The organism is Acidithiobacillus caldus ATCC 51756 (assembly GCF_000175575.2).
Taxonomy (GTDB): Bacteria; Pseudomonadota; Gammaproteobacteria; order Acidithiobacillales; family Acidithiobacillaceae; genus Acidithiobacillus_A; species Acidithiobacillus_A caldus.
Genome location: NZ_CP005986.1, coordinates 1,726,636 through 1,747,856, shown reverse-complemented (window position 1 = coordinate 1,747,856; position 21,221 = coordinate 1,726,636). Strand labels below are relative to the sequence as shown.

At 60.2% G+C, this 21,221-nt stretch carries 22 protein-coding genes; 19 read left to right on the top strand and 3 right to left on the bottom strand.

Annotated features, from left to right (window positions below; translation table 11 throughout):
• The first annotated feature begins 28 nt into the window (after positions 1-28).
• The 16 genes from ACAty_RS08465 to ACAty_RS08375 all read left to right on the top strand — a co-directional run bounded on the left by ACAty_RS08465 (position 29) and on the right by ACAty_RS08375 (position 13,857).
• A complete protein-coding gene (locus ACAty_RS08465; protein ID WP_004872719.1) occupies positions 29-235 on the top strand; it encodes a CopZ family metallochaperone in 207 nt (68 codons plus the stop codon).
• 3 nt (positions 236-238) lie between these two features.
• A complete protein-coding gene (locus ACAty_RS08460) occupies positions 239-472 on the top strand; it encodes a glutaredoxin family protein (protein ID WP_226047588.1) in 234 nt (77 codons plus the stop codon).
• 629 nt (positions 473-1,101) lie between these two features.
• Positions 1,102-2,397, top strand: a complete 1,296-nt coding sequence (locus tag ACAty_RS08450) for a TolC family protein (RefSeq protein WP_004872717.1) — start codon at positions 1,102-1,104, stop codon at positions 2,395-2,397.
• Positions 2,394-3,779, top strand: coding sequence for an efflux RND transporter periplasmic adaptor subunit (locus ACAty_RS08445; RefSeq protein WP_004872714.1), 1,386 nt, complete (start codon positions 2,394-2,396; stop codon positions 3,777-3,779). The genes ACAty_RS08450 and ACAty_RS08445 overlap by 4 nt, the downstream gene beginning before the upstream one ends.
• A complete protein-coding gene (locus tag ACAty_RS08440; RefSeq protein ID WP_004872713.1) occupies positions 3,772-6,882 on the top strand; it encodes an efflux RND transporter permease subunit in 3,111 nt (1,036 codons plus the stop codon). Before ACAty_RS08445 ends, ACAty_RS08440 begins: the two co-directional genes overlap by 8 nt.
• A 23-nt stretch (positions 6,883-6,905) precedes the next feature.
• Positions 6,906-7,439 (top strand): hypothetical protein, encoded by a 534-nt coding sequence (locus ACAty_RS08435; protein ID WP_226047655.1) that lies wholly within the window; start codon positions 6,906-6,908, stop codon positions 7,437-7,439.
• Between the two features lie 158 nt (positions 7,440-7,597).
• Entirely contained in the window at positions 7,598-7,867 is a 270-nt protein-coding gene (locus ACAty_RS08430; protein WP_004868027.1) for a metal-sensitive transcriptional regulator, read from the top strand.
• 15 nt (positions 7,868-7,882) lie between these two features.
• Positions 7,883-8,563 (top strand): hypothetical protein, encoded by a 681-nt coding sequence (locus ACAty_RS16445; RefSeq protein ID WP_226047656.1) that lies wholly within the window; start codon positions 7,883-7,885, stop codon positions 8,561-8,563.
• A 594-nt stretch (positions 8,564-9,157) separates the two neighbouring features.
• Positions 9,158-9,736 carry a sigma-70 family RNA polymerase sigma factor gene (locus tag ACAty_RS08410; protein ID WP_226047657.1) on the top strand — a complete coding sequence of 193 codons (579 nt, stop codon included), beginning with the start codon at positions 9,158-9,160 and terminating at the stop codon, positions 9,734-9,736.
• The gene (locus ACAty_RS08405; protein WP_014003097.1) at positions 9,733-10,185 is read left to right on the top strand and encodes a cupin domain-containing protein; all 453 of its coding nucleotides are present in this window, start codon (positions 9,733-9,735) and stop codon (positions 10,183-10,185) included. Before ACAty_RS08410 ends, ACAty_RS08405 begins: the two co-directional genes overlap by 4 nt.
• Positions 10,186-10,198: 13 nt before the next feature.
• Entirely contained in the window at positions 10,199-10,486 is a 288-nt protein-coding gene (locus ACAty_RS08400) for a hypothetical protein (protein WP_004872701.1), read from the top strand.
• 11 nt (positions 10,487-10,497) lie between these two features.
• Positions 10,498-10,740, top strand: a complete 243-nt coding sequence (locus tag ACAty_RS08395) for a hypothetical protein (protein ID WP_004872699.1) — start codon at positions 10,498-10,500, stop codon at positions 10,738-10,740.
• Positions 10,730-11,005, top strand: coding sequence for a hypothetical protein (locus ACAty_RS08390; protein ID WP_226047658.1), 276 nt, complete (start codon positions 10,730-10,732; stop codon positions 11,003-11,005). The genes ACAty_RS08395 and ACAty_RS08390 overlap by 11 nt, the downstream gene beginning before the upstream one ends.
• Entirely contained in the window at positions 10,986-11,201 is a 216-nt protein-coding gene (locus ACAty_RS08385) for a hypothetical protein (RefSeq protein WP_004872695.1), read from the top strand. The genes ACAty_RS08390 and ACAty_RS08385 overlap by 20 nt, the downstream gene beginning before the upstream one ends.
• Positions 11,202-11,210: 9 nt before the next feature.
• The gene (locus ACAty_RS08380; RefSeq protein ID WP_004872694.1) at positions 11,211-12,080 is read left to right on the top strand and encodes a hypothetical protein; all 870 of its coding nucleotides are present in this window, start codon (positions 11,211-11,213) and stop codon (positions 12,078-12,080) included.
• A gap of 514 nt (positions 12,081-12,594) precedes the next feature.
• The gene (locus ACAty_RS08375) at positions 12,595-13,857 is read left to right on the top strand and encodes an IS256 family transposase (protein WP_004868469.1); all 1,263 of its coding nucleotides are present in this window, start codon (positions 12,595-12,597) and stop codon (positions 13,855-13,857) included.
• 62 nt (positions 13,858-13,919) lie between these two features.
• Here the strand turns inward: ACAty_RS08375 and ACAty_RS08370 are convergent, their stop codons facing one another.
• Together ACAty_RS08370 and ACAty_RS08365 are read right to left on the bottom strand one after the other, a co-directional pair.
• Positions 13,920-14,861, bottom strand: coding sequence for a PDC sensor domain-containing protein (locus ACAty_RS08370; RefSeq protein WP_038471967.1), 942 nt, complete (start codon positions 14,859-14,861; stop codon positions 13,920-13,922).
• Between the two features lie 387 nt (positions 14,862-15,248).
• Positions 15,249-16,013: a hypothetical protein gene (locus tag ACAty_RS08365; RefSeq protein WP_038471964.1), complete on the bottom strand. Its 765-nt coding sequence runs from the start codon at positions 16,011-16,013 to the stop codon at positions 15,249-15,251.
• 192 nt (positions 16,014-16,205) lie between these two features.
• On the opposite strand from ACAty_RS08365, the gene glnL reads away from it, so the two are divergent.
• From glnL to ACAty_RS08350, 3 genes are all read left to right on the top strand, one after another.
• Positions 16,206-17,294, top strand: coding sequence for a nitrogen regulation protein NR(II) (gene glnL, locus ACAty_RS08360; RefSeq protein ID WP_004872130.1), 1,089 nt, complete (start codon positions 16,206-16,208; stop codon positions 17,292-17,294).
• Positions 17,291-18,736 (top strand): nitrogen regulation protein NR(I), encoded by a 1,446-nt coding sequence (ntrC, locus tag ACAty_RS08355; protein ID WP_038471961.1) that lies wholly within the window; start codon positions 17,291-17,293, stop codon positions 18,734-18,736. Before glnL ends, ntrC begins: the two co-directional genes overlap by 4 nt.
• A 315-nt stretch (positions 18,737-19,051) precedes the next feature.
• Complete coding sequence (locus ACAty_RS08350) at positions 19,052-19,303, top strand: hypothetical protein (protein WP_038471958.1); 252 nt, start codon at positions 19,052-19,054, stop codon at positions 19,301-19,303.
• Between the two features lie 386 nt (positions 19,304-19,689).
• Here the strand turns inward: ACAty_RS08350 and glnA are convergent, their stop codons facing one another.
• The gene (gene glnA / locus ACAty_RS08345) at positions 19,690-21,105 is read right to left on the bottom strand and encodes a glutamate--ammonia ligase (RefSeq protein WP_004872125.1); all 1,416 of its coding nucleotides are present in this window, start codon (positions 21,103-21,105) and stop codon (positions 19,690-19,692) included.
• Between the last annotated feature and the right edge of the window lie 116 nt (positions 21,106-21,221).

The following is a 21,221-nucleotide window of genomic DNA, read 5'->3' as shown; positions in this document are numbered from 1 at the left end:
CAAACAACCTTTTTTCAGGAGATCGAAGGTGCGTGAAATCAAGCTCGAAGTTACCGGAATGACCTGCCAACATTGTGTCCGCGCCGTCACCACGGCCCTGGAGCGCATCCCGGGAGTGGACAAAGCAGAGGTGGACCTGGAATCGGGTATGGCGGTGGTGTATGGTCAGGTTCATGCTGACGAACTGATCGCCGCGCTCAACGAAGAAGGATACGACGCCAAGGTGCAGGGCTGAAGCATGGCAAAGGTATTGCTGTATACCAGCCCTGGATGTCCAGATTGTGCGGCGGTCAAGCAGTATCTTCAGACCCGCGGCATCGCCTATGAAGAACGCGATGTCACGGCCCCAGGTGTGGCCGAGGAAGCCAAGTCCCACTACGGCGTGCGCGTTGCGCGCGATCACCGTGATCGACGGCAACGTGCTGTATGGCACCTTTGCCGACCAGAAATCGCGACTCGATGCTGTCCTTGACGGTTAAGAGTCTGTTGCTTGACATTAAAACCAACTGCAGTGCTAAACTGGCAGTATATTAGCTTTCGCTAAAGGTTGCCGAATAGGAGGCCCATCCTCGCCGTGTTCCCGGATGCCGCCAGGGAAATCGCGATATTGCCACGCAAACGTGTCCCGTTGGCTCGTGGGCTTCGTGGTTCGCTACGCCTGTTCGTGAGTGGACTCCTGGTGTTCCTGCTCCTCTCCAATGCGATTTTCCCCGATTGGTGCCGCTGCCCCATGATGGCAGGAATGCCTATGCGCTCGATGAGTGGGATGATGCGAGATGGGTGCTCTATGATGGGTATGGGTAGCCACTGCCCGATGGCCGGTATGAGCGCCCATTCTTGTTCGGCGCTTTGCGCCTTGGCGCACGCTCCCAAGGGTACTACTTTCGGGCAGTTGTTCTTGCCAGCCATCCTCACCTTGGTACTGGCTTGGTTCGCCCTGCTACTGCAGGGCTTTGTCTGTGTGCCTTGTTGGAATCTACTGGTGGTTTGGGCACACCCTCCACCACTTTCGCGGGTCCGTCTTCTGATTTGAGTTGCTCTGAAAACTAGCGCCTCCCGTCCGCTGGACGGGCTTCCTCGCGTTATTTTCAGGAGCATTCCATGAAATCGAACCATCCAGTGTGCACCCGCCTGCGTTCGCAGCTACGCGGCCTCGTGCCCGTAGCACTTGCTTCCATCCTGAGCGTGTTGGCCTCAGCTACTGCGGAAGCGACCACAACCCTTACCCTGGCCGACGCAGAACACCGGATTTCCAAAAATCCCAGCTTGGCCGCTTATCGGCAAAAGATTCTTGCCCTGCGTCATCAGGCCATTGCCGCAGCGCAGCTGCCGGATCCGCATCTCAGCCTTGGTGCAGTCGATCTTCCCACCAACAACTTTTCCATGAATCAGCAGCAAATGAGCATGCTGAGCGTCGGCCTGAGCCAGACATTTCCTCCCTTTGGCCAACTCACATTACGCGGCCGCCAGTTACGGATGGAGGCGCGTGCGGCGTCAGCCAGTAAAGCCGAGCGAGCAGCAGAGCTCCGCTGGCTTTTGCAGCAAAGCTGGATACAGGCCTTGGTAGGGCACGACGAGATGCGGATCCTCGTTCGTCAGGAGCAATTGGCGCGTTTGACGGAGCAAGCGGCGACAGCTGCTTACCGCGCCGGGCGCGCCGACGAAGCGGACGTATTGCGCAGCCGTCTGGCCCGCGTCGCTCTCGAAAACGAAAAAGACCAGATCCGCTCCGAGCAGACTGTTGCTCTTGCGCGCATTACCGAACTCCTCGGGCTTTCCGCTCCACCGCAATTGGTCTGGCGATGGCCGCATGCCGCCCCACCACCGGCCTTGTCGCTTTTGATCGCCCGGATTCCTGGCCAACCGACACTGCAGGCAGCGGCGGCGAACGAGGGTGCCGCGCGGGTGAGCGTGCAGGTGGCCCACCGCAGTCTGCTCCCTTCGATTACGGTCAGCACGTCCTACGGACAGGACTTCATGCCGGGCAGCCCGAACTGGCTCTCGGTGGGCGTCAATCTCAGCCTGCCGATTTTTCCCGGTGACCGGCAGGACCAGACCATTGCTGCCGCGCAAGAACAGGAGATGGCTGCCGTCGATGACTATGACGAACAGCGCCTGCGTATTGCGCGAGAGCTGCGCAGCGCCTACGCCCAATATCAGGCCGCAGACGCTGAGTACAAGCGAGGCCAGCAGGATTTGACCCTCTTGGCGACCCAAACTTACTCTGCCGAACTCAACGACTTTCGCGGCGGCCGGGGCCGATTCCAATCGGTATTGCGCGCGCAAAATACCGTACTCACCACCGCACTGGAAACCCTCACTGCCCGCCGAGATCGGGCGCTGGCGATCGCGCAGTTGGACTATTTGACAACGCAATATCGCGGGGTGCAACCATGAATAAGCGTGTTTGGGGGTTTTCACTCATTTCGTTGTTAGTCGGTACCGGAATCGGGGTCGCGCTGGTGCTGTGGTTACCCGTCCAATCGCCCGTGAGCAAATCGCCTCCTGCGAAGGAGTATCCGGAGACGGTCCACCACAAAAACGCCAAACCGCGGATTCTCTACTGGGCCAATCCCATGAACCCGGCCATCCACGCGTCGCATCCCATGAAAGACAATATGGGCATGGCCTATATCCCCGTGTATGCCCACGCACCCGCGGTTTCTCCAGCGGGACTCTCGGTGGATGCGCGGATGGTACAGCAACTTGGTGTTCGCGTAGTTACGGTACGGCGTCGACGGATTGGCCGTGTCCTCACCACCGTGGGCACGGTGGCCGTGGACGAAAACCGCGTGTACTCCGTCACTCCGCGATTTTCCGGTTGGATCACCAACCTGGCGGTTCGTGCAGTGGGGGATCCGGTTGCTGCCGGAAGCGTGTTGGCACGGGTGTATTCGCCAGAGGTCTACAATGCCGAGCAGGAATATCTGCTCGCCCAGAGGAGTGGCTCGGCAGAAAACACTGGGGGCATGGGACTAACTGCGGCGGCAACAGAGCGCTTGCGACTGCTCGGACTGTCGTCGGCGGAGATCGCCGCCTTGCGTCGCAGCGGGGTAGCACAGCGGCAGGTAACCATTTATGCCCCCGCCTCTGGCGTAGTACAGCAGTTAGCGTTTCACCAGGGCGGATACCTCTCCGCACAAAGTAGCCTGATGGAGATCGCGAATCTCGATCGGGTTTGGGTACAGGTCGCACTCTATGGCTACCAACTCCCTTGGGTGCGCATCGGTGATCGCGTGGAACTGCGCTCCGAGGAGTTCCCGGGGAAGCTTTGGCAGGGCCGACTCAGCTTTCTGTATCCGACGCAAAATCCCCAGAGTCGTACGGTCACGGCACGGTTGTCGTTTGCCAATCCGGATGGCGTGCTGCGCCCAGGCATGTACGTGACGGCTCAGGTATGGACTCAGGCACACCGAGTCCTCGCCGTACCCGACAGTGCCATTCTCCGAACCGAGCAGGGGAATTTTGTGATGCTGCAACAAGCCGCCGGGCATTTCCTGCCTGTGCAGGTAGAAGTCGGACCCACAGCCGACGGTTGGACCGCAATTTCACGGGGCCTGCATGCCGGCGAGAAGGTCGTGGATAACACCCAGTTCCTACTCTACTCTGAGTCCCAGTTTCAGTCCGTGCGAGCGCGCATGTTGGGTGGAAATTTAGGCTCCAAGCACACTGCACGCACTACGGCGGAACATGCCTCTCCTACCGCCCCGACCTCAAAAAACTCGTCGGCATCGGGATCGATGGCGGGCATGCACATGGGAGGCGGCGGACATGATTAAGGCCATCGTTCGCGCCTCCCTCGATAATCCGCTTCTCGTCGTTCTGGCTACCCTGATCGTGACCGTGGCCGGTATTCTCGCGGTGCGCGCCATTCCCTTGGAAGCCATCCCCGACATTTCTCCCACTCAGGTCATCGTCAAGACCAGCTACCCGGGGCAAGCACCCCAGGTCGTACAGGACCAGGTCACCTATCCCCTCGAGACGACCTTGCAGGAGGTTCCGGGTGCCCAGGCGGTGCGCGGCTACTCGATGTTCGGGGATTCCTATGTCTACGTCTTGTTCAAGGACGGTACTTCCATCTTTCAGGCACGCAATCTGGTTTTACAGTATCTCGAGCAAGCGCAGGGCGAACTGCCGAGCGGCGTGACACCGGCACTGGGCCCAAATAGTTCGGGCGTCGACTGGATCTATGAATATGCCCTGACCGACCCCAAAGGGACCTTGAATCTTGCGCAATTGACCACGCTGCAAAACTGGTTTCTAAAATTCGCTCTGCAGGGAATACCGGGGGTGGCGCAGGTAGCCACGGTGGGGGGAATGGAGCAAGAGTATCAAGTCGTCGTCCATCCGCAGCGCATGATTGCCGACAAAATCACCTTGCCGCAGGTGGAGGCGGCCGTTCGTGCGGCGAACGGTGAAACCAGCGGCTCTGTCATTGACCTGGGGGAGTCCCGCTATATCGTGCGCACTTCGGGCTACATCCATTCGCTGCAGGATCTTCGGCAAGTCCCCGTGGCCGTTCGGGATGGCGTACCGATCACCTTGGCGCAAATTGCTCGGGTGCAGCTAGGCCCCGTACTGCCGAGTGGCATCGCCGAGCTGAACGGACAAGGGCAGGTAGTGGGAGGGATCGTCATGATGAATCAGAGCGGTAATGCCAACGCACTGATTCGGAAGGTGGCGCAAAAGCTGCATGGCCTACAATCCTCCTTCCCCGCAGGGGTGCGGATCGTCACCACGTACAGCCAGCGTCCCCTCATCCAACGCAGTATTGCCACGCTCAGTGGCAAGCTGCTGGAAGAGTGTGTTGCCGTCCTCCTGATTACTTTCCTGTTTTTGCTGCGCGCTCGTTCCGCTCTGGTGGTGCTGATCACCCTGCCGGTCGGCATTCTGGCCGCTTTTGCGATCATGTATGGCTTGGGAATCTCGGCCAACATCATGTCTCTTGGCGGAATCGCCATCGCCGTGGGGGTCATGGTGGACGCCCCTGTCGTCATGATCGAGAACATGCACAAGCGGATGGAGGAGGGCAGGGAGCAAAACCCCTGGATCGCAGCGCGCGAGGCGGCACTCGAAGTCGGACCGGCATTGTTCTTTTCGCTGTTGATCATTACGGTATCCTTTCTTCCGATTTTTGCCCTTGGTGGTCAGGAAGGCAAACTTTTTGCGCCACTCGCCTTTACCAAAACCTTTGCCATTGGGGCAGCGGCTCTGCTGTCGATCACCTTGGTGCCGCTCCTCATGGCCTGGTTCATCCGGGGACGGATTCCCGCCGAGCGCAAGAATCCGATCAATCGTGTCTTGGCGTCGCTGTACCGTCCCATTATCCATGCGGTATTGCGGGCACCATGGCTGATTCTGCTGTTGGCCGGGTTGCTCTCGTTGACCATGATCTATCCTTGGCAGCGGCTCGGCACCCAGCTCATGCCGCCCCTTGACGAGGGCACCCTGCTGTATATGCCCGTCGCCCAGAACCCGGCCATCTCCTATGGCGAGGCGGGAAGCTTGCTGCAGTTGACCGATCGCATCCTCAAAAGCTTTCCCGAAGTCAAAACGGTGTTCGGCGAAGCCGGGCGGGCACAAACCGCAACGGATCAGTCGCCGATTTCCATGTTCGATACGGTTGTGACCCTACGCAACAGAATCCACTGGCCAGCGGGGATGACCCTCGATCGGCTACGAGACCAGCTCAATCGAGCGCTGCAAATTCCTGGGTTGAGCAACGACTGGACGCAGCCTATCAAGGGGCGCGTAGACATGCTGACGACGGGTTTGCAGACCCCTTTAGGGATCAAGGTCACCGGGGCGAATTTGGCTACCTTGAATCGACTCGGTCAGCAAATACAGCAAGTCCTGGCGTCTGTCCCTGGTACCCAGTCGGTGTACGCTGCACATGCTTTGGGTGGACGCTATATCGTCATCCACACCAGACGACGGGCCGCAGCGCGCTATGGCATTTCGGTCGCAGATGTGAACAAGCTTGTGGAAACGGCGATTGGCGGCAAGGTCCTGACCACCGCTGTGGAGGGAGTGCAGCGTTTTCCAGTCGATCTTCGTTATCCGCGCGCTGAGCGCCAGTCCCTTGCGGCCTTGCAGAACGCCTATGTTACCGCGCCCGATGGCGCCCAGATTCCGCTCGCGCAGGTGGCACGTATTCGCTATGAGAAAGGTCCAGCGATGCTGACGAGCGACAACAGTCAGCTGAACTCCTGGGTAACCATTGACCTCAAGCCTGGTACCAGCATTGGTGGTTATGTTGCGACTGCCAAACGGGCGCTGGCTCAACATGTGCATTTACCTCCTGGGTATACCATCGGTTGGGTCGGCGAGTACAAAAGTATGGAACGTGCCGATCATCGCCTCCTGTTAGTGGTACCCGCGGTCCTGTTGTTGATTACGGTGCTGCTCTATTTCAATTTCGGTAACGTAGTGGAAGTGGGGATCGTATTGGTGACCCTGCCTTTTTCTCTCCTTGGGGGGCTGTGGTTGGTCTTCCTGCTGCACTACAAGTTATCGGTAGCCGTGGTCGTTGGATTCATTGCGCTCGCCGGCGTGGCGGCAGAATTTGGCGTGGTCATGCTCTTATATCTCGATGCAGCGGTGTATCGCCGACGCGCGCGCAACGCCCTGGAGAATTGGCATGACCTGCAACTGGCGGTGGTAGAAGGCAGCATGCTGCGACTGCGGCCTTTGGTCATGACCCTTACTTTGGTGGTTGTCGGTTTGCTGCCAATCATGTTCAGCCATGGGACGGGAGCAGACATGATGCGCCGCATTGCGGCCCCGGTTGTCGGCGGGATGTTCAGTGCAGCGTTATTGGCGCTACTGGTAATTCCGGCGCTGTATGCATTATGGCAGCGGCGACGCTGGAAACTGATGTAATTTCATTGAAGCGTAGACAAGTGATGAAGTCTATTTTTTCGGCCCTGGCCCTGCTGGGCTATGTTCGCCTGGATGTCGCCAGTGCCTCGGGCATGGGTGGGATGATGGGAGGCATGATGGGGAATGGCCCAGACGAGGAGGGGATGCGGGCGATGATGTCTCCAGAGAATCGAGGGCCGATGCGCACGGGTATGGAGCTCTTTGAGCGGCATGCGCAGGTGCATCGCAAGGTGACCTTTTTGCCCGATGGCATCCATGCCGTGACCATCTCCTATGTACCCGAGACGGCAATACTGCTGCAAGCCCATGTAGAGCAGATGTATGCCCGGCTGGCAGAGGATCGTCCCTTTCCCTACCCGATGAGTCGTAGCGTGCCGGTGATGTTTGCTCATCCCACGCTGTATCAGCGCAAGCTTACGCTGTTGAAGGATGGGGTGGCGGTCACCGAAACCTCCAGTGATCCGGAGATGGTGCGGGTGATCCACGCGCATGCCCGAGAAATTACCCGCTTCGTCCAGGATGGAATGCCGGCCATGATGCGGGGCATGATGGGATAAGCGTATGACGGCATCCCCAAAGGTCTTGGGATGCCTATCGTTGGTGTTTCTCCCCGTACCACTTCGGTCTGGGGCAAAGCAGCTGCTGATGGGGTGTCTTGACGGGCTCTTGTGGGCAGACATACAATTGGCCCCTTATACACATAGGGGGTATAGGTATGTCGGCACACGATCGACGGGCCATCCTGCAGCGCATGGCCCGTCTGGAAGGCCAGGTCCGCGGTATCCGGCAAATGCTGGAGGAAGACCGCGATTGCCCAGAAGTCCTGAATCAGATGGCCGCAGCGCGCGCCGCTTTGGATAAGGTCGCCCGGATGGTTTTTGAAGATCACCTGGATCACTGCTTGGTAGATGTTATCCGGGACGGGGATGCAGACGAACCGATAGCGAGTATCAAAGCGGCCTTCGCCCGTTATTTCTTGCCCTGATCACGGGAGCTCTTCATGTCTTCTACGCTGCTGTTGCTCCTGCTGGCCGCTTTTTTGGTAGCCCTCTTTCACGCGATCCTTCCCGATCACTGGATGCCCATTGCGATGCTCGCACGCACCCAAAGATGGCCCATGCGACGAGCTCTGCGGGTTGCGGCGTGGGCCGGTTTCGGTCACATCGCGGGTTCTCTCATCCTTGGGGTCATTCTTTTGGCGCTGGGATACGGCCTTGAGAGAAACTTTGCGCATTTTGCTCGGTATCAGGACGAGATCCTGGGAGGCATCTTACTCATAACCGGTGCTGGGCTTCTGCTTTGGCAGATGATACGTGGCGCCCCTCACCCTCACCCTCACCTTCACGACCACGACCACGACCACGACCATCATGGGCATGACCACACAGGGCATGTATCGTTGGGACGCTCTTGGTGGACCTTGATGGTCGCTGGGGTTGCGGCCTCTCCGGATGGGGCTTTTGTCCCGGTGCTCATCGCAGCACTACCGCTGGGAACGCTGGCCATTACGGCGGTGCTGCTGACCTATTCCCTGGCGACGCTGGTCCTTATCCTACTCTTGGTCTGGCTCGCTACGTGGTTGGGATTGCGCTGGCGGTGGGCTTGGCTGGATCGTAATGGCGAACGATTGAGCCCGCTCATTCTCATGATTCTAGGGCTCGTCTTAGTGGTAGGGCTTTGATACGCAGAACGGGAGAAAAATGTGACTCTCCTGACGATATACGGCGCATCGGTGGTCACTCTGATGATGATTTTTTATGCTCTGGAGCAAAAATCATCGTGGTTTACTCTAGCATTTGGTATAAGCTGCATCGGTTCTGCGATCTACGGGTTTCTCGCCGGAACGTGGCCCTTTGGCATCGTGGAATCCATCTGGAGTCTGGTGGCCTTTCGGAAGTGGTATTCTATGTTGGACAATCCTGAGAAATAGCGTACTCCTGAGTCGATAATGTGGATCTCATGAACGGCAGCTTCCGCTGCATCACCGCCCATTCCGCGTTGGATCATGCGGCCCTGTGCTGCAAGGCTCCGTGGGCGATGCAGGCCAGTCAAACCGTCTTCGGTATGGGTCGGGCGCGACTTTTGTAGTAGGTAATCATGCGCCGGGTCATGCCGATCGCCTGAGTGGCCTGCCTCAGGCTGAGCTGGTTGCGCTCCATCCGTGCGGCGAAGTACTGGCGCGTGGTCCGGCCTGCCTGCGCTGTCAACCTTTTCCACGGCTGAATCGTTATAGTGTCTGTTGGCGCCATTTCATCGCAAGGAAGTAGGTTGGCACATGATTCCTGCTGGTACACTGCGGTTCGGTACGACCTCGCTCGTGGACATTGAGGCGCAGAGGGTGTTATTTCGTGACCTGCACACGCGGGGTTATCGGATGGCGCTGCTCGATTTGCGCGATTCAGCGCTTGCCTGGGACGTGGTGCAGGAGACGAGTGAAGCTCTGCTTCGTCACTACGCGCAGCACCCCGTTGCCGAGTTGGTACCGCTCTTTTATAGCATTCTGCGCAACCGCATACGCGATCAACAACGGCGCTTTCGCTTGGAAAAGTTTCTCGGCCCGTGGCGCGATCAGGCCGAAGGCATGGAGAGCGACCTGGAAGGAGCCGTAGACCCGTCGGCCGGTCCGGAGGCGCGGGCGTCCGGTCAAGAATTGGGTGCACACATCGAGTGGGCTTTGGCACAACTCCCGGTGCGTCAACGAGAGGCTTTCCTGCTCCGAGAGTGGGAACAGCTCAGCGTGGAGGAAACGGCTCTGGCCATGGCCTGCAGTCCAGGGAGTGTCAAGGTCCATCATTTCCGTGCCTTGCGTAAGCTGCGCAGCTTGCTGGCGGATAGATTTGAGGAGGGCTTATGAAGGAGGCTAGGGTGCCACCGTATCGCTGGTTCGAGGAGCATCCAGACATCGAGACTCTGGATCGCTGGCGCGCGGGACTACTTTCCGAAACCGTGGCGCAAGCGGTCCGCGTGCACGTGGACGGTTGCTCACAATGTCGCCGGAGTGCTGCCTTTGCGCCCCAGCTCGTGCTGGCCTGGGCGGGATTCGAGCCAGCGATACGGGTTCGTCCTTCCCGCAGGGATCGGCGTCTGTATACGGCTGCGTGGTTTCGTGCCGTTCTCGCGGGTTTGGTCGTCGCCGCCGTACTCATTGGCGCTCAGCTATCCATCTTCAGACCCGGCGGAGGCAGCGAAGCGCTCTCCGCAATCCAGGGGCCACCGCAGCGGGAGGTGGTCGGGCACCTGGGTTTCTATGAGTGGCTCGCCGACCATCCGGAGCGGATGCAGCAGGTGGAACATGGTTTCTAGGAGAACGATCGGGGTGATTTTGGCCTTGGTTGGTTGGACTTTGTCCGGCACGGCGTTTGCGGCAACCGACCATCCCCGTGCTTTGGATCCGCAAGTGCTGTCCGTTGCCCGAGTCGAACCCGCCTGGAGACGACCCCCACCACCGCCACGCTGGCAACGGGAAGAACAGCGCTGGCGACAGTATTCCCCCGAGCGTCGTGCCCAGATACTGCGGCGCGCCGAACGGTTTCAAAAACTCCCGCCGCGGGCACAGGAGCGCCTGTGGCAGGAATATCGGCAGTCCCACCCCGAACATCCCTAAGGAGCCGTATCGTGACACGATCCTTCGTACGCACACTGGTGTTCACCTCCGCACTGGTACTCGCTGGCGTTGGCACGGCCCAGGCCGAGCCCCGTCCGGCCATCCAGGCGGCCATTCAGCAGATCGATCAGGCATTGTTTATTTTGCAGCATAGGGCGGCCCACGATTTCGGAGGCCACCGCGTCGTTGCTATCCGTCAACTGCAACACGCCCGCCAGCAGCTGATCCTTGCCGAGCGCGCCGATGTCCGCTGACCGGCATTGGCGGGCAATGGCGGTGGGGATCGCCCTGATGACCCTGACGGGCTGCGTTGCCGCACCCCCTGGCCCACCCCCGCCCGCGGCCTACCCGCATCCGGCCATCGCTGCGGCGCAAGCGCACATCCAAAGCGCTGCGGCGATCCTCCGAGATCGCGCCGCCAGCGACTTTGGCGGGCATAAAGCGGCCGCATTGCGCTGGTTGGCGGCCGCGGACCAGCAACTCCAGGAGGCCAAAGCGTATGCAAACCGTCCCCAGTAGTGCACGTTTGGGCATCCTTATCGGCGTGATGCTCACGCTTTCCGGCTGCTACGTCGTTCCCCCGCGCGGGCCGGTCGCTGTCGTGCAGCCCGGACCGGTGGTCGTTCGCCCCTATGCGGTGGTGCGTCCCTACGGGTATTGGCATCCTGGCTGGTGGGGGCCGTGGGGCTGGCATCGCGGTTACTGGTATCGGTGAGGCAATCCCATGCGCGGATTTCTCATCCTCTGGTTTCCATTCCTCCTGTCTACGGCAGGACTCCTTTTTTCACCGATAGCCGAGGGCGCCGATGGAAATCGGACGATCTCTGTGCCCATGCTGGGCTCCACCCTCACCGTGCAGACGCGTAATCGCTTTGCGGGGGCCATCAGTTCCATAACCTGGAACGGGCAGTCTTTTATCGATAGTCGAGATCACGGCCGTGAACTCCAGAGCGACGTGGTCTTCGACCATTATGGCGTCTGCTACAACCCGACGGAGGCCGGTTCTCAGGCGAACGGTGCGGGGGATCGCAGCAGCAGCGTGCTGCGCGCCATCCGGGTGCGCGGTAACCAGCTGTGGTCCGTTACGCAGTTGGCTTTCTGGCTGCAACCGGGACAGTCGTCCTACCCCAATGTCTGTGGCAGGCTCACCGATCTGCATCGTGCCGTGAATCGGGCGGCGCTTTCCCGGGTGATTCTGCACAAACACCTGACGGTGGGCCTCCCTGGCTTCCCCAACGTGCTACGCGAATCGCTCACCTTCGACGTGCCGGCCCCCTACCAGAGCGCCACTTTCGAGGTGTTGACGGGCTACATGCCGCCCGCGTTCTCCGAGGTCTTCGCCTTTCACCCGCGATCCCTGCGCTGGATAGCCGTTCAGGGTCGCCGCAGCGAGCAGCCCTATCCGGTCATCCGGAGCACAGCGGACCATCGCTACGCCATGGGTATCTACACTCCCGGATTGCCCCAGGTCGGCTGGCCCCATGCGGGTTACGGGAGCAGAGATTTTCCCGGCGTGGTGAAGTGGAATTGCGTGTATCGCTACCGTTCGGTGGCCGCAAGACCGTATCACTTTCTCGCTTTTTCAGTAATTTAGAGCAGGTGGAGCAGAACATGCATCGCCTATACCAGAAGTGTACGACGACGGGATGTCCGGAGCGCTGATCGTAACGTCAGCGGCTGGGAGGGCTTATGTGCAAGGTAACTCCCCGGTTTACTGCGTTCTTCCCAGGGTTAGGGGCTGCTCTCCGAATTCCCCGAGGAAGCACCCGGTTCCCTGGCCAGACGAAACGGTGCATCTTGGAATAGGTGTTGACCTGGTCCGTCCCGGCATTCGTGCGGGAGTCGGTACACAGCACCAACCCTGCATCCAGACGTATGGCACAACAGTAAGTCATCGCGTATTTCCTATGTTGAAGGGAGAGAGAATCCGGACACGGTGTACTCAAAAAACGACCTTCGAAGAGACCCTGCGCTGTGGGCGGATCCAGCAATCACGAGCTATGCTCGAATCTGGTGTACGGGAGGTCTACAACTAGCTTGAGGAGGGTGGCGCACTGTTGCTAGAAAAGGGTTTCTGGATCCGATTCGCAACGAATGAGGAGTGCGCCATGCAAGAGAGTACTGGTTTCGACGGAGGAATGGGAGAGTTGGGCCTGAACATCGAGGGCTTATTGCGGCGGTCCGCGCGCCAGCTGATCCAACAGGCCATCGAGGGCGAGGTGCAGGTGCTGCTGGAGGAGTATGCCGCGGTACGCATGGTCGATGGTCGCCGGGCCGTCGTGCGGAATGGATATCTGCCGGAGCGGGAGATCCTGACAGCGGTCGGCCCCGTGCCTGTACAGGTCCCCAAGGTGCGAGACCGCTCCGGTTCGGGCGTGGTCTTCCGTTCTTCCCTGGTACCGCCCTACGTGCGCAAGTCGCGGACCGTGGCCGCAGCGCTCCCCTGGTTGTACCTGCACGGGGTATCGTCGGGACGGATGCACGAGGCGCTGTCTGTTCTCCTGGGCGAGGAGGCCAAGGGGCTTTCTCCGGCCGTGCTGGGACGCTTGAAAGTCGAATGGGCGCAAGAGCATGCCCAATGGCAGCGCCGGTCTCTACAGGGAAAACGCTACGCCTATTGGTGGGCCGACGGGGTCTATACCCAGCTGCGGGCGGAGGACGATCCCCGGATGTGTCTCTTGGTCATTATTGGCGTGACGGCCGAGGGCAAGAAGGAGGTCGTGGCGGTCACCGACGGTTTACGGGAGTCCAAAGCCTCCTGGCTAGAGATCCTGCGGGACTTGCGCGACCGCGGGCTGCAGGAGGCGCCACTACTGGCCATAGGAGATGGGGCGATGGGTTTCTGGGCCGCCCTGGACGAGATTTACCCACAAACCCGTCATCAGCGCTGTTGGGTGCACAAGACGGCCAACATCCTCAACGAGCTACCGAAGCGCCTTCAGGGGAAAGCCAAGGCCGCCCTGCAGGCGATCTGGATGGCCGACACCCGTGAAGCTGCGGAGAAAGCCTGGCAAGCCTTCGTGCGGGACTACCAGGCCAAATATCCCAGAGCGGTCGCAAAGCTCGAGAAGGACCGGGACGTGCTGCTGACCTTCTTCGACTTCCCGGCAGAGCACTGGCGGCATATCCGCAGCAGCAACGCCATCGAATCGACCTTCGCCACCGTACGGCAACGCAGCAGCCGCACTAAAAACTGTGTCTCTCGAGCCACTTTCCTTGGCCTGAGCTACAAGCTCATCCAGCAGGCAGAGAGACACTGGCGCGGGATTCAGCATCCGGAAAGACTGCGCGAGCTCTTTGCCGGGGTGACATTTGTCGATGGGATGCCTGCCAACGAAACCCGGCTGGATCCTCAACAGGACGCCGCCTGAATCGTGTTAGCAAATGCTCATACACCAATCTTGACCATAGCTCGCAATCACGGGGAAAAATCTCACGACCGTTGTGTCCGTGCCCGCTGTGCAAGCAACAGAGTCTCTGCGCGAGCACCGAGATAGACGTAGCCACCGAGCGATAGCAGGAGTAGGGCGGCCGCTGCGAGCAAGGCTACCGCGAGCCACAGATCGGGGGGATCGTCCAGGGCAAATTTGAACACCAGCATGAGCCCTTCGATGGAGACGGCAATCAGTATGGCAGCGATGAAGCGTGTCAAGGTGCGGCGGGTGCTGCTGTGGCGGCGAATATCTTTTCGCAGCAGTACCTCCTCTTCAAAGATCGTTTTGGCCAGATCGAAGACGGCGAGGGCCAGGGTAAACAGGATCGTGGCCTGAAACGGCGCACTGAAATGTGGTAGTTGCGCGTGCAGTGACCAAATGCGCTCGAGGGAAAGGCCGGCATGCAGGCCCAGTGAGAGGCTCACGATCAGCAATCCGAGGGAAAAGAGGGCATAAACCATCTTGAAGTAGGGTTCGGCGAGGCGTCGGGTATCGTCCTCCTCCAACAGTGCCAGGGCACGATCCAGTTCGCTGTCGGCAACGACAATCCCCAACACGGCTCCTTGGGCGTCCCGCACCGCGATGGCAACGGTAACGCATACCCGGTTATTGGCCGAGGAGAGATACGGATCGGTGAGCACGGCGTCATCGGCTGCCATGGCGAGACGATAATAGGGTCGATGGCTGCGATCGGCACCGGCTCCACCTTGGGTCCCTCGACGCCGGTAACTGGCAAGGTTATCGCCTATCTGCCTACCCTCAGGATCGAGCAAATACACGAGCTCGATAAAGGGATGCCGATCGAGGAGCGGGCGGAGGATACTACGCTGGGTTTCTGCATCGCAGGAAAACAGTGTGGGTTGGGCGATGGATTCCAGTGGGCCCGCGATCAATCGCAGTATATCGCTGCGCAGTTCCCGGAAGTGCTCGAAACGGTTCATCTGGCGTGCCTCTCGGGGGAAGGTCGTGCAGCGTGGAAGTAAGCAAGACCTATGCCGTATTTTTCAAACAGAAGCGGTAACGGGTGGCACGACGATTGCGTAGTCTACCGTGACTACGGGTCATGGTGGTCACTCCTCCTCAGGTAGTTTTGGGCGGGTATCCCGCCCATTTTCTTTTGCAGATCCCCGTGCAGGGTTTCCCAAAGGTGCAGGGGCCGGACGAGACCTCTGGGGCGCACCCAATCGGCTATGCGCGGTTCGCTGGTGGCCAGGAAGCCGCCGAGCTTGGGATATAGCTCGATCGATCATGCATCAAACTCGTGCAGAAATCCTCATAACCGTGCGCGATGCACCTTGCTGGAGAGGGCGATCCCCGGGGAAAAACGGCTAGCGAGCGTTTTTATAGGTTTTCTCGCGGTTCAGGGAGGATTCTTCCCAAGGAAACGGCGGTAATCTGCCGATGGCTGCGGCCAACCCCTGGTGCCACTGGCTGCGCAGTTCGCGCAAGAAAAGGTGCTCGCTTCCCCAGCGCAGATGCCGGCCCCCGTCGAGACGATCTCCTGTCAGGATGAGTAATTCCACGGGTGGTCCCACGGAGAGATTGCTCTGCAGCGTGGTGTCCATGGATACGAGCGCGCAGCGGGCTGCCGCCTCGAGGGACCATTGGCTTGTCACCATGTCGAGTAGGGGTTTGCCGTACTGAACCTCACCCATCTGCAGAAAGGGGTGTTCGGACGATTCGTGAATGGCATTGCCTTGCGGGTAGATCAATCGCAGCCCCGGGGGTGCCGATCCGATTTGTCCGCCCAGAAGGAAGCTTGCTGTAAAATCGGTGGGTTCCGAGTGTCGGCGGGCATGCCTCTGCTGTACTTCGGCGCGGATGCTGCCCACATAATCGGCGGCAAGATCCAGGCTGGGGACGGTGCGCAAGGAAATCCTCTGGTCCCGTTGTATGTCCTGACGCAGGCGGTGGAGCACGCTTTGGGTGGTAGCGAGGTTCCCTGCGGACAAGAGGCAGAAATGGCGCTGAGCCGACCAACCAAATCGGTGCATTTTGGAGTAGGTGCCGACGTTGTCGATACCCCCATGCGTTCGGGAATCGGAGCAGAAGACGAGCCCAGTATCGACCCGTATAGCCAGGCAATAGGTCATCACGGTGTGGGTTGCTGAGGATGTCCCGGAATGATGTCGCAGTTCCCCCCGCTTGGGAAGGAGGCAACGGGCTGGGCGCCATCGGACTTGGGCGGTATCATTGCACCGTCATGGTGCGAGTCGCCCCGGACTCGCCGGCATGCCTCTGGCGCGTGAATTGCTTATCGGATTGCAGGACCTGTAGGAGAAGCCATGGACTACCGCGCCATCCTTACATCACCACGATCGGGCTCGACACTTACCGGAGCGGGGCTGATCGAAGCGCTGGATTCGGGGGTAGTACATCTGGACGAAGATCGACGGATTCTCTACCTCAATCCGGCCGCGGAGCATTTACTGAAGGTCAGTCTGTCGCAGGCGCGGGGGCGCGCCTATGCAGAGCTGTGTGTTCCAGAGGGACCGGAGGGCCTGGATACGATGCTCGATGCCGCGGTGGCGTCGGGTCGGATACAGTATCGGCGCGCCTTGCCCCTGCACCGGGTGGATGGGGATCTCGTAGTCCTGGACATGGTGATCAGCGCACTGGAGGGATCCGGCTGGTTGATCGAGCTGCGCTCGGTGGAGCTTTCCCTCCGGCAGACAGAAGAGGCTTTGCAGGAGCGTGTTTACCTGTCGGCCCAAGAGATGCTGCGGGGGCTCGCACACGAAATCAAGAACCCACTTGGCGGTCTGCGCGGAGCCGCGCAGCTTCTGGACGCCGAGTTACCGCGCGCGGACCTGCGCGAGTATACGCGCATTATTCTGCACGAAGTGGATCGCTTGCGTGGTCTGGTCGATCGGTTGCGCGGGCCGGCGGGTGCCCCGGTGCTGCAGTCGGTAAACATCCATGCCGTGTTGGAGCACTGTCGTCGCTTATTGCAGACCGATTTGCCGGAGGGGATGGTCTTGCGTTTCGATTACGATCCATCACTCCCGGAGATCCAGGCCGATCCGGGACAATTGGTGCAGGTATTTCTCAATCTCCTGCGCAACGCCGAGCAGGCCGTGCAGGGGCGTGGACAGGTGCTTCTGCGCACCCGAATCGAGCGCCAGGTCCCCTGGATGCAGCGCATCCATTCTCTGGCTGTGCGCGTCGATGTGGTGGACGACGGGCCCGGAATCCCCGCCGATTTCTTGCCGCGCATCTTTCTACCGCTGATCACGACTCGGCCCGAGGGTATGGGCATGGGTCTGGCCATCGTGCAAGGCATCGTTCGGGCGCACGGTGGCGCCGTGCACTGCCGATCTCGCCCGGGTGAGACGGTATTCTCGGTATGGTTTCCGCTGGAGCGCAGACCATGAAGGGATGCGTCTGGATCGTCGACGATGACCCCTCCATACGCTGGGTGCTGGAGAAGGCCCTGCAGAAGGCTGATTTGCAGACGGTGAGCTTTGCCGACGCCGACGCGGCGCTGCAACGGAATCGGACCGAATTGCCGGACGTCGTGCTGACGGATCTGCGCATGCCAGGGACCCAGGGATTTGCGTTCTTGGAGACGCTACAAAAGCGCCATCCCGAACTCCCGGTTATCGTCATGACCGCCCACTCGGATCTCGAGAATGCGGTCACGGCTTTTTCTGGAGGGGCCTTTGAGTATCTGGCGAAACCCTTTGACCTGGCCGACGCCGTGGAGTTGGTGCAGCGCGCATTGCGTCGACGACTGGGCAACATGGCGGAATCGAAGGAGGCCGATGACGCAGAACCCGACGCCGAGATCATTGGTCAGGCCCCGGCCATGCAGGTTGTGTACCGAGCCATTGGCCGCCTGTCGCGTTCGGAAATTCCCGTTCTGATCTTGGGTGAGTCGGGTTCGGGCAAGGAGTTGATTGCGCGCGCACTGCATCGGCACAGCCCACGTTCCAGTGGGCCGTTCATTGCCATCAATACGGCGGCGATCCCCGCTGAATTGCTCGAGTCGGAGCTTTTCGGTCACGAGCGGGGTGCATTTACCGGCGCGGTACAAAGTCGTAAGGGCCGCTTCGAACAGGCCGCTGGTGGTACCTTGTTCCTCGATGAGATCGGCGATATGCCGGCAGCCCTGCAGACGCGCCTATTACGTGTCTTATCCGACGGCAGTTATTACCGAGTCGGTGGCCAACAGGTGCTGCAGGCTAACGTACGTCTGCTGGCGGCCACCCACCAGGATCTCGAAAGCAAGGTCAGGGACGGGAGTTTTCGGGAGGATCTGTACCATCGCCTCCACGTGGTTCGCCTTCAGATCCCACCCTTGCGGGAGCGACGGGAGGATATTCCGCTGCTGGCTCGCTATTTTCTGCGACGCGCTGCGACCGAGCTGGGTACCGAAGCCAAGCGCCTCGCCCCAGAGGCCGAGGTCTGGATGGAGGCATGGCACTGGCCCGGGAACGTGCGGCAGCTGGAAAACGTCTGCCGCTGGCTCACGGTCATGGCGCCGGCACCGCAGGTGGAGGTGGCCGATCTGCCGCCAGAATTGCGGCATCGGCCGGGAGATTCTGTCCACGATACATCGGACGGCCCGATGGGTAGGATCGACGGGTGGCTGAAGGAATTGCGCGAGGAGCTCGAGCGCCGACTGCGTCGAGGCGACGACCAGATCCTCGACGAACTCGGCGCGCAATTTGAGCGCTGTTGCCTGGAAACGGCGCTCCGCTTTACCCGGGGACACAAACAGCGCGCGGCCCAAAAATTGGGCTGGGGACGCAACACCATCACCCGCAAACTGCGGGAATTGGGGATCGACGTAGAGGCAGACGATACCCTATAGAACCATAGCGGTAGTCTCTCGGGAGCGCGAGCGTGTTTCTCGAGTCTAAGGCGAGTCTCCCTTGGAGGAATGGTAGCGTGCGTAGTGACCCCGTTTTACCGATGATTGCGCTTTCGATCTTCGTCGCCCTGGCGTTCGTGGGAATCGGTATCCCAGGCGCGTGGGCCGCAGGCTCACCCGTGACACTGCCGACCACGCATACCCGCAAAATCATCGCTATCCCCCCCAAACGATCCCAATGACCACCACGTACCCGAAGATCTGGCACGCGCCGGTATGCTGCAGCACAGTCCAAAGCTTCCTCCGGGGTGTTGGATGAAAACCTCTCGTGGTCAAAAATATATTCAAGCGCCCCCAGGCCCCGACGTGTGCGCCGGCAACACCGTGCAGCTGTGGATCGGCGAGGAGTATTTTCATTTTTTGCGGTGTCACGGGCGTCGCTGCGAGACGCTGGAAACCTTTCGTCCCAATGCGGCAGCAGCGGTGGGCGAACAGACCCTGAGCTACTGGTCGACGCAACTGCTCAAGGAACCCCGGATAGTCCTTTGGCAGCCGTCGGGAGGTTGATCGGTGCAGATATTGTCTTGGCATGACCCAGCGTCGGGAACCGATGTCTATCGCGTGTTGTGGGATGCCAGCCGTTGCGAAGCCGCCTTTGTCGACATTCCCGAAAGCGCGATGAAGACAGACCGACCTACTGTCTCTGCGGCGAGGTTTGGGATGGGCACGGGCGTTGGCGAGGGGACGCCCTGGGCCAACGATTCCTGCGTCGCCTGTCACCCCACACCCGCCTATTCGCACTGGACTCGACATCACAAGGCATCTTATGGCGGGAGTGGCAGAGCCTCCACGGCCAGCAGGTGGTCAACCTCGCCGCCATCCGCAGCCTTCGGCATACCCGCAAAAAAAGACCCGCGTGAGGTGCGGGTCCAAGGGCGAGGGACGATGGTCTGTCAGAGGCTGTAATACATCTGGAATTCCAGCGGATGGGTGGTCATGCGCATGGCCTGGACCTCTGCCCACTTCACATCCAGGTAACCCTCGAGCCAGCTCTGGCTGAAGACGTTGCCCCTCATCAGGAACTCGTGATCGGCTTCCAGGGCGCGCAGGGCTTCCTCCAGGGAAGAGGCCACGTGGGGAATCTGCTTTTCCTCTTCCGGCGGCAGGTCGTAGAGATTCTTGTCCATGGCCTCACCGGGGTGGATCTTGTTCTGGATGCCATCGAGCCCGGCCATGAGCATGGCGGCAAAGGCGAGGTAAGGATTGGCCGTGGAGTCGGGGAAGCGCACCTCGATGCGCCGACCCTTGGGGTTGGTGACGTAGGGGATGCGGATGGAGGCCGAACGGTTGCGGGCCGAGTAGGCCAAGAGCACCGGGGCCTCGAAGTGGGGCACCAGACGCTTGTAGCTGTTGGTGCTGGGGTTGGTCAGGGCGTTCAGGGCCTTGGCGTGCTTGATGATGCCGCCGATGTAGTAGAGCGCCGTCTCCGACAATCCACCGTAGAGATCGCCGGCAAAGAGGTTCTTGCCATCCTTGCTCAGGGACTGGTGGACGTGCATGCCGCTGCCGTTGTCGCCGACGACGGGCTTGGGCATGAAGGTAGCGGTTTTTCCGTGTGCCGCGGCAACGTTCTGCACGACGTATTTCAAGATCAAGACGGCATCGGCCTTCTTGGTGAGGGTATTGGCACCCACACCGATCTCGTGCTGGCCGGCGGTAGCCACTTCGTGGTGGTGGACTTCGACGGTGAGCCCCATCTCTTCCAGCGCCAGGCACATGGCCGAGCGCAGATCCTGGGCGGAGTCCACGGGCGGTACGGGGAAGTAGCCACCCTTGACGCCGGGGCGGTGCCCCATGTTGCCCGACTCGTACTCCTTGCCCGAGTTCCAGGCGGCCTCTTCGGCATCGACCCGGTAGGAGCAGCCGCTCATGTCGATCTTCCAGGTGACGGAGTCGAAGACGAAGAACTCGTTCTCGGGGCCGAACAGGGCGCTGTCGGCGATGCCGGTGCTGGCGAGGTAGGCCTCGGCGCGCTTGGCCAGGGAGCGTGGACAGCGCTCGTAGCCCTGACCCGTGGCGGGCTCCACCACATCGCAACGCAGGTTGAGGGTGGTCTCATCGGTGAAGGGATCGAGGACGGCGGTATCGGCATCGGGCAGGAGGATCATGTCGGAGGCATCGATGCCCTTCCAGCCGGTGATGGAGGAGCCGTCGAACATCTTGCCCTCGGCGAAGGTTTTCTCGTCGATGGTGTGGGCCGGCACGGACACGTGCTGCTCCTTGCCCTTGGTGTCCACAAAACGGAAATCGATGAACTTCACATCCTTTTCTTCAATCAGCTTGATGACGTCTGCAGCGGTATAGGTCATGGGGCTCCTCGTAGAATCCTCGCGCGTATCTTACCCCGTTGATTGCGGGGCACCTCCGTCTCTAGGCAAATCGCGTTCCACGTGATGGATCCGTGAATATGCGAGTCCTTTCCCGG

Coding starts and splice junctions, on each gene's coding strand:
- ACAty_RS08440 (WP_004872713.1), top strand. CDS start 3,772: ATGATTAAGGCCATCGTTCGCGCCTCCCTCGATAATCCGCTTCTCGTC.
- ACAty_RS08380 (WP_004872694.1), top strand. CDS start 11,211: ATGCGCGGATTTCTCATCCTCTGGTTTCCATTCCTCCTGTCTACGGCA.
- ACAty_RS08365 (WP_038471964.1), bottom strand. CDS start 16,013: ATGACCTATTGCCTGGCTATACGGGTCGATACTGGGCTCGTCTTCTGC.
- ACAty_RS08410 (WP_226047657.1), top strand. CDS start 9,158: ATGATTCCTGCTGGTACACTGCGGTTCGGTACGACCTCGCTCGTGGAC.
- ACAty_RS08445 (WP_004872714.1), top strand. CDS start 2,394: ATGAATAAGCGTGTTTGGGGGTTTTCACTCATTTCGTTGTTAGTCGGT.
- ACAty_RS08450 (WP_004872717.1), top strand. CDS start 1,102: ATGAAATCGAACCATCCAGTGTGCACCCGCCTGCGTTCGCAGCTACGC.
- ntrC (WP_038471961.1), top strand. CDS start 17,291: ATGAAGGGATGCGTCTGGATCGTCGACGATGACCCCTCCATACGCTGG.
- ACAty_RS08370 (WP_038471967.1), bottom strand. CDS start 14,861: ATGAACCGTTTCGAGCACTTCCGGGAACTGCGCAGCGATATACTGCGA.
- ACAty_RS08350 (WP_038471958.1), top strand. CDS start 19,052: ATGAAAACCTCTCGTGGTCAAAAATATATTCAAGCGCCCCCAGGCCCC.
- ACAty_RS08405 (WP_014003097.1), top strand. CDS start 9,733: ATGAAGGAGGCTAGGGTGCCACCGTATCGCTGGTTCGAGGAGCATCCA.
- ACAty_RS08375 (WP_004868469.1), top strand. CDS start 12,595: ATGCAAGAGAGTACTGGTTTCGACGGAGGAATGGGAGAGTTGGGCCTG.
- ACAty_RS08435 (WP_226047655.1), top strand. CDS start 6,906: ATGAAGTCTATTTTTTCGGCCCTGGCCCTGCTGGGCTATGTTCGCCTG.
- ACAty_RS08460 (WP_226047588.1), top strand. CDS start 239: ATGGCAAAGGTATTGCTGTATACCAGCCCTGGATGTCCAGATTGTGCG.
- glnA (WP_004872125.1), bottom strand. CDS start 21,105: ATGACCTATACCGCTGCAGACGTCATCAAGCTGATTGAAGAAAAGGAT.
- glnL (WP_004872130.1), top strand. CDS start 16,206: ATGGACTACCGCGCCATCCTTACATCACCACGATCGGGCTCGACACTT.
- ACAty_RS08385 (WP_004872695.1), top strand. CDS start 10,986: ATGCAAACCGTCCCCAGTAGTGCACGTTTGGGCATCCTTATCGGCGTG.
- ACAty_RS08390 (WP_226047658.1), top strand. CDS start 10,730: ATGTCCGCTGACCGGCATTGGCGGGCAATGGCGGTGGGGATCGCCCTG.
- ACAty_RS08430 (WP_004868027.1), top strand. CDS start 7,598: ATGTCGGCACACGATCGACGGGCCATCCTGCAGCGCATGGCCCGTCTG.
- ACAty_RS16445 (WP_226047656.1), top strand. CDS start 7,883: ATGTCTTCTACGCTGCTGTTGCTCCTGCTGGCCGCTTTTTTGGTAGCC.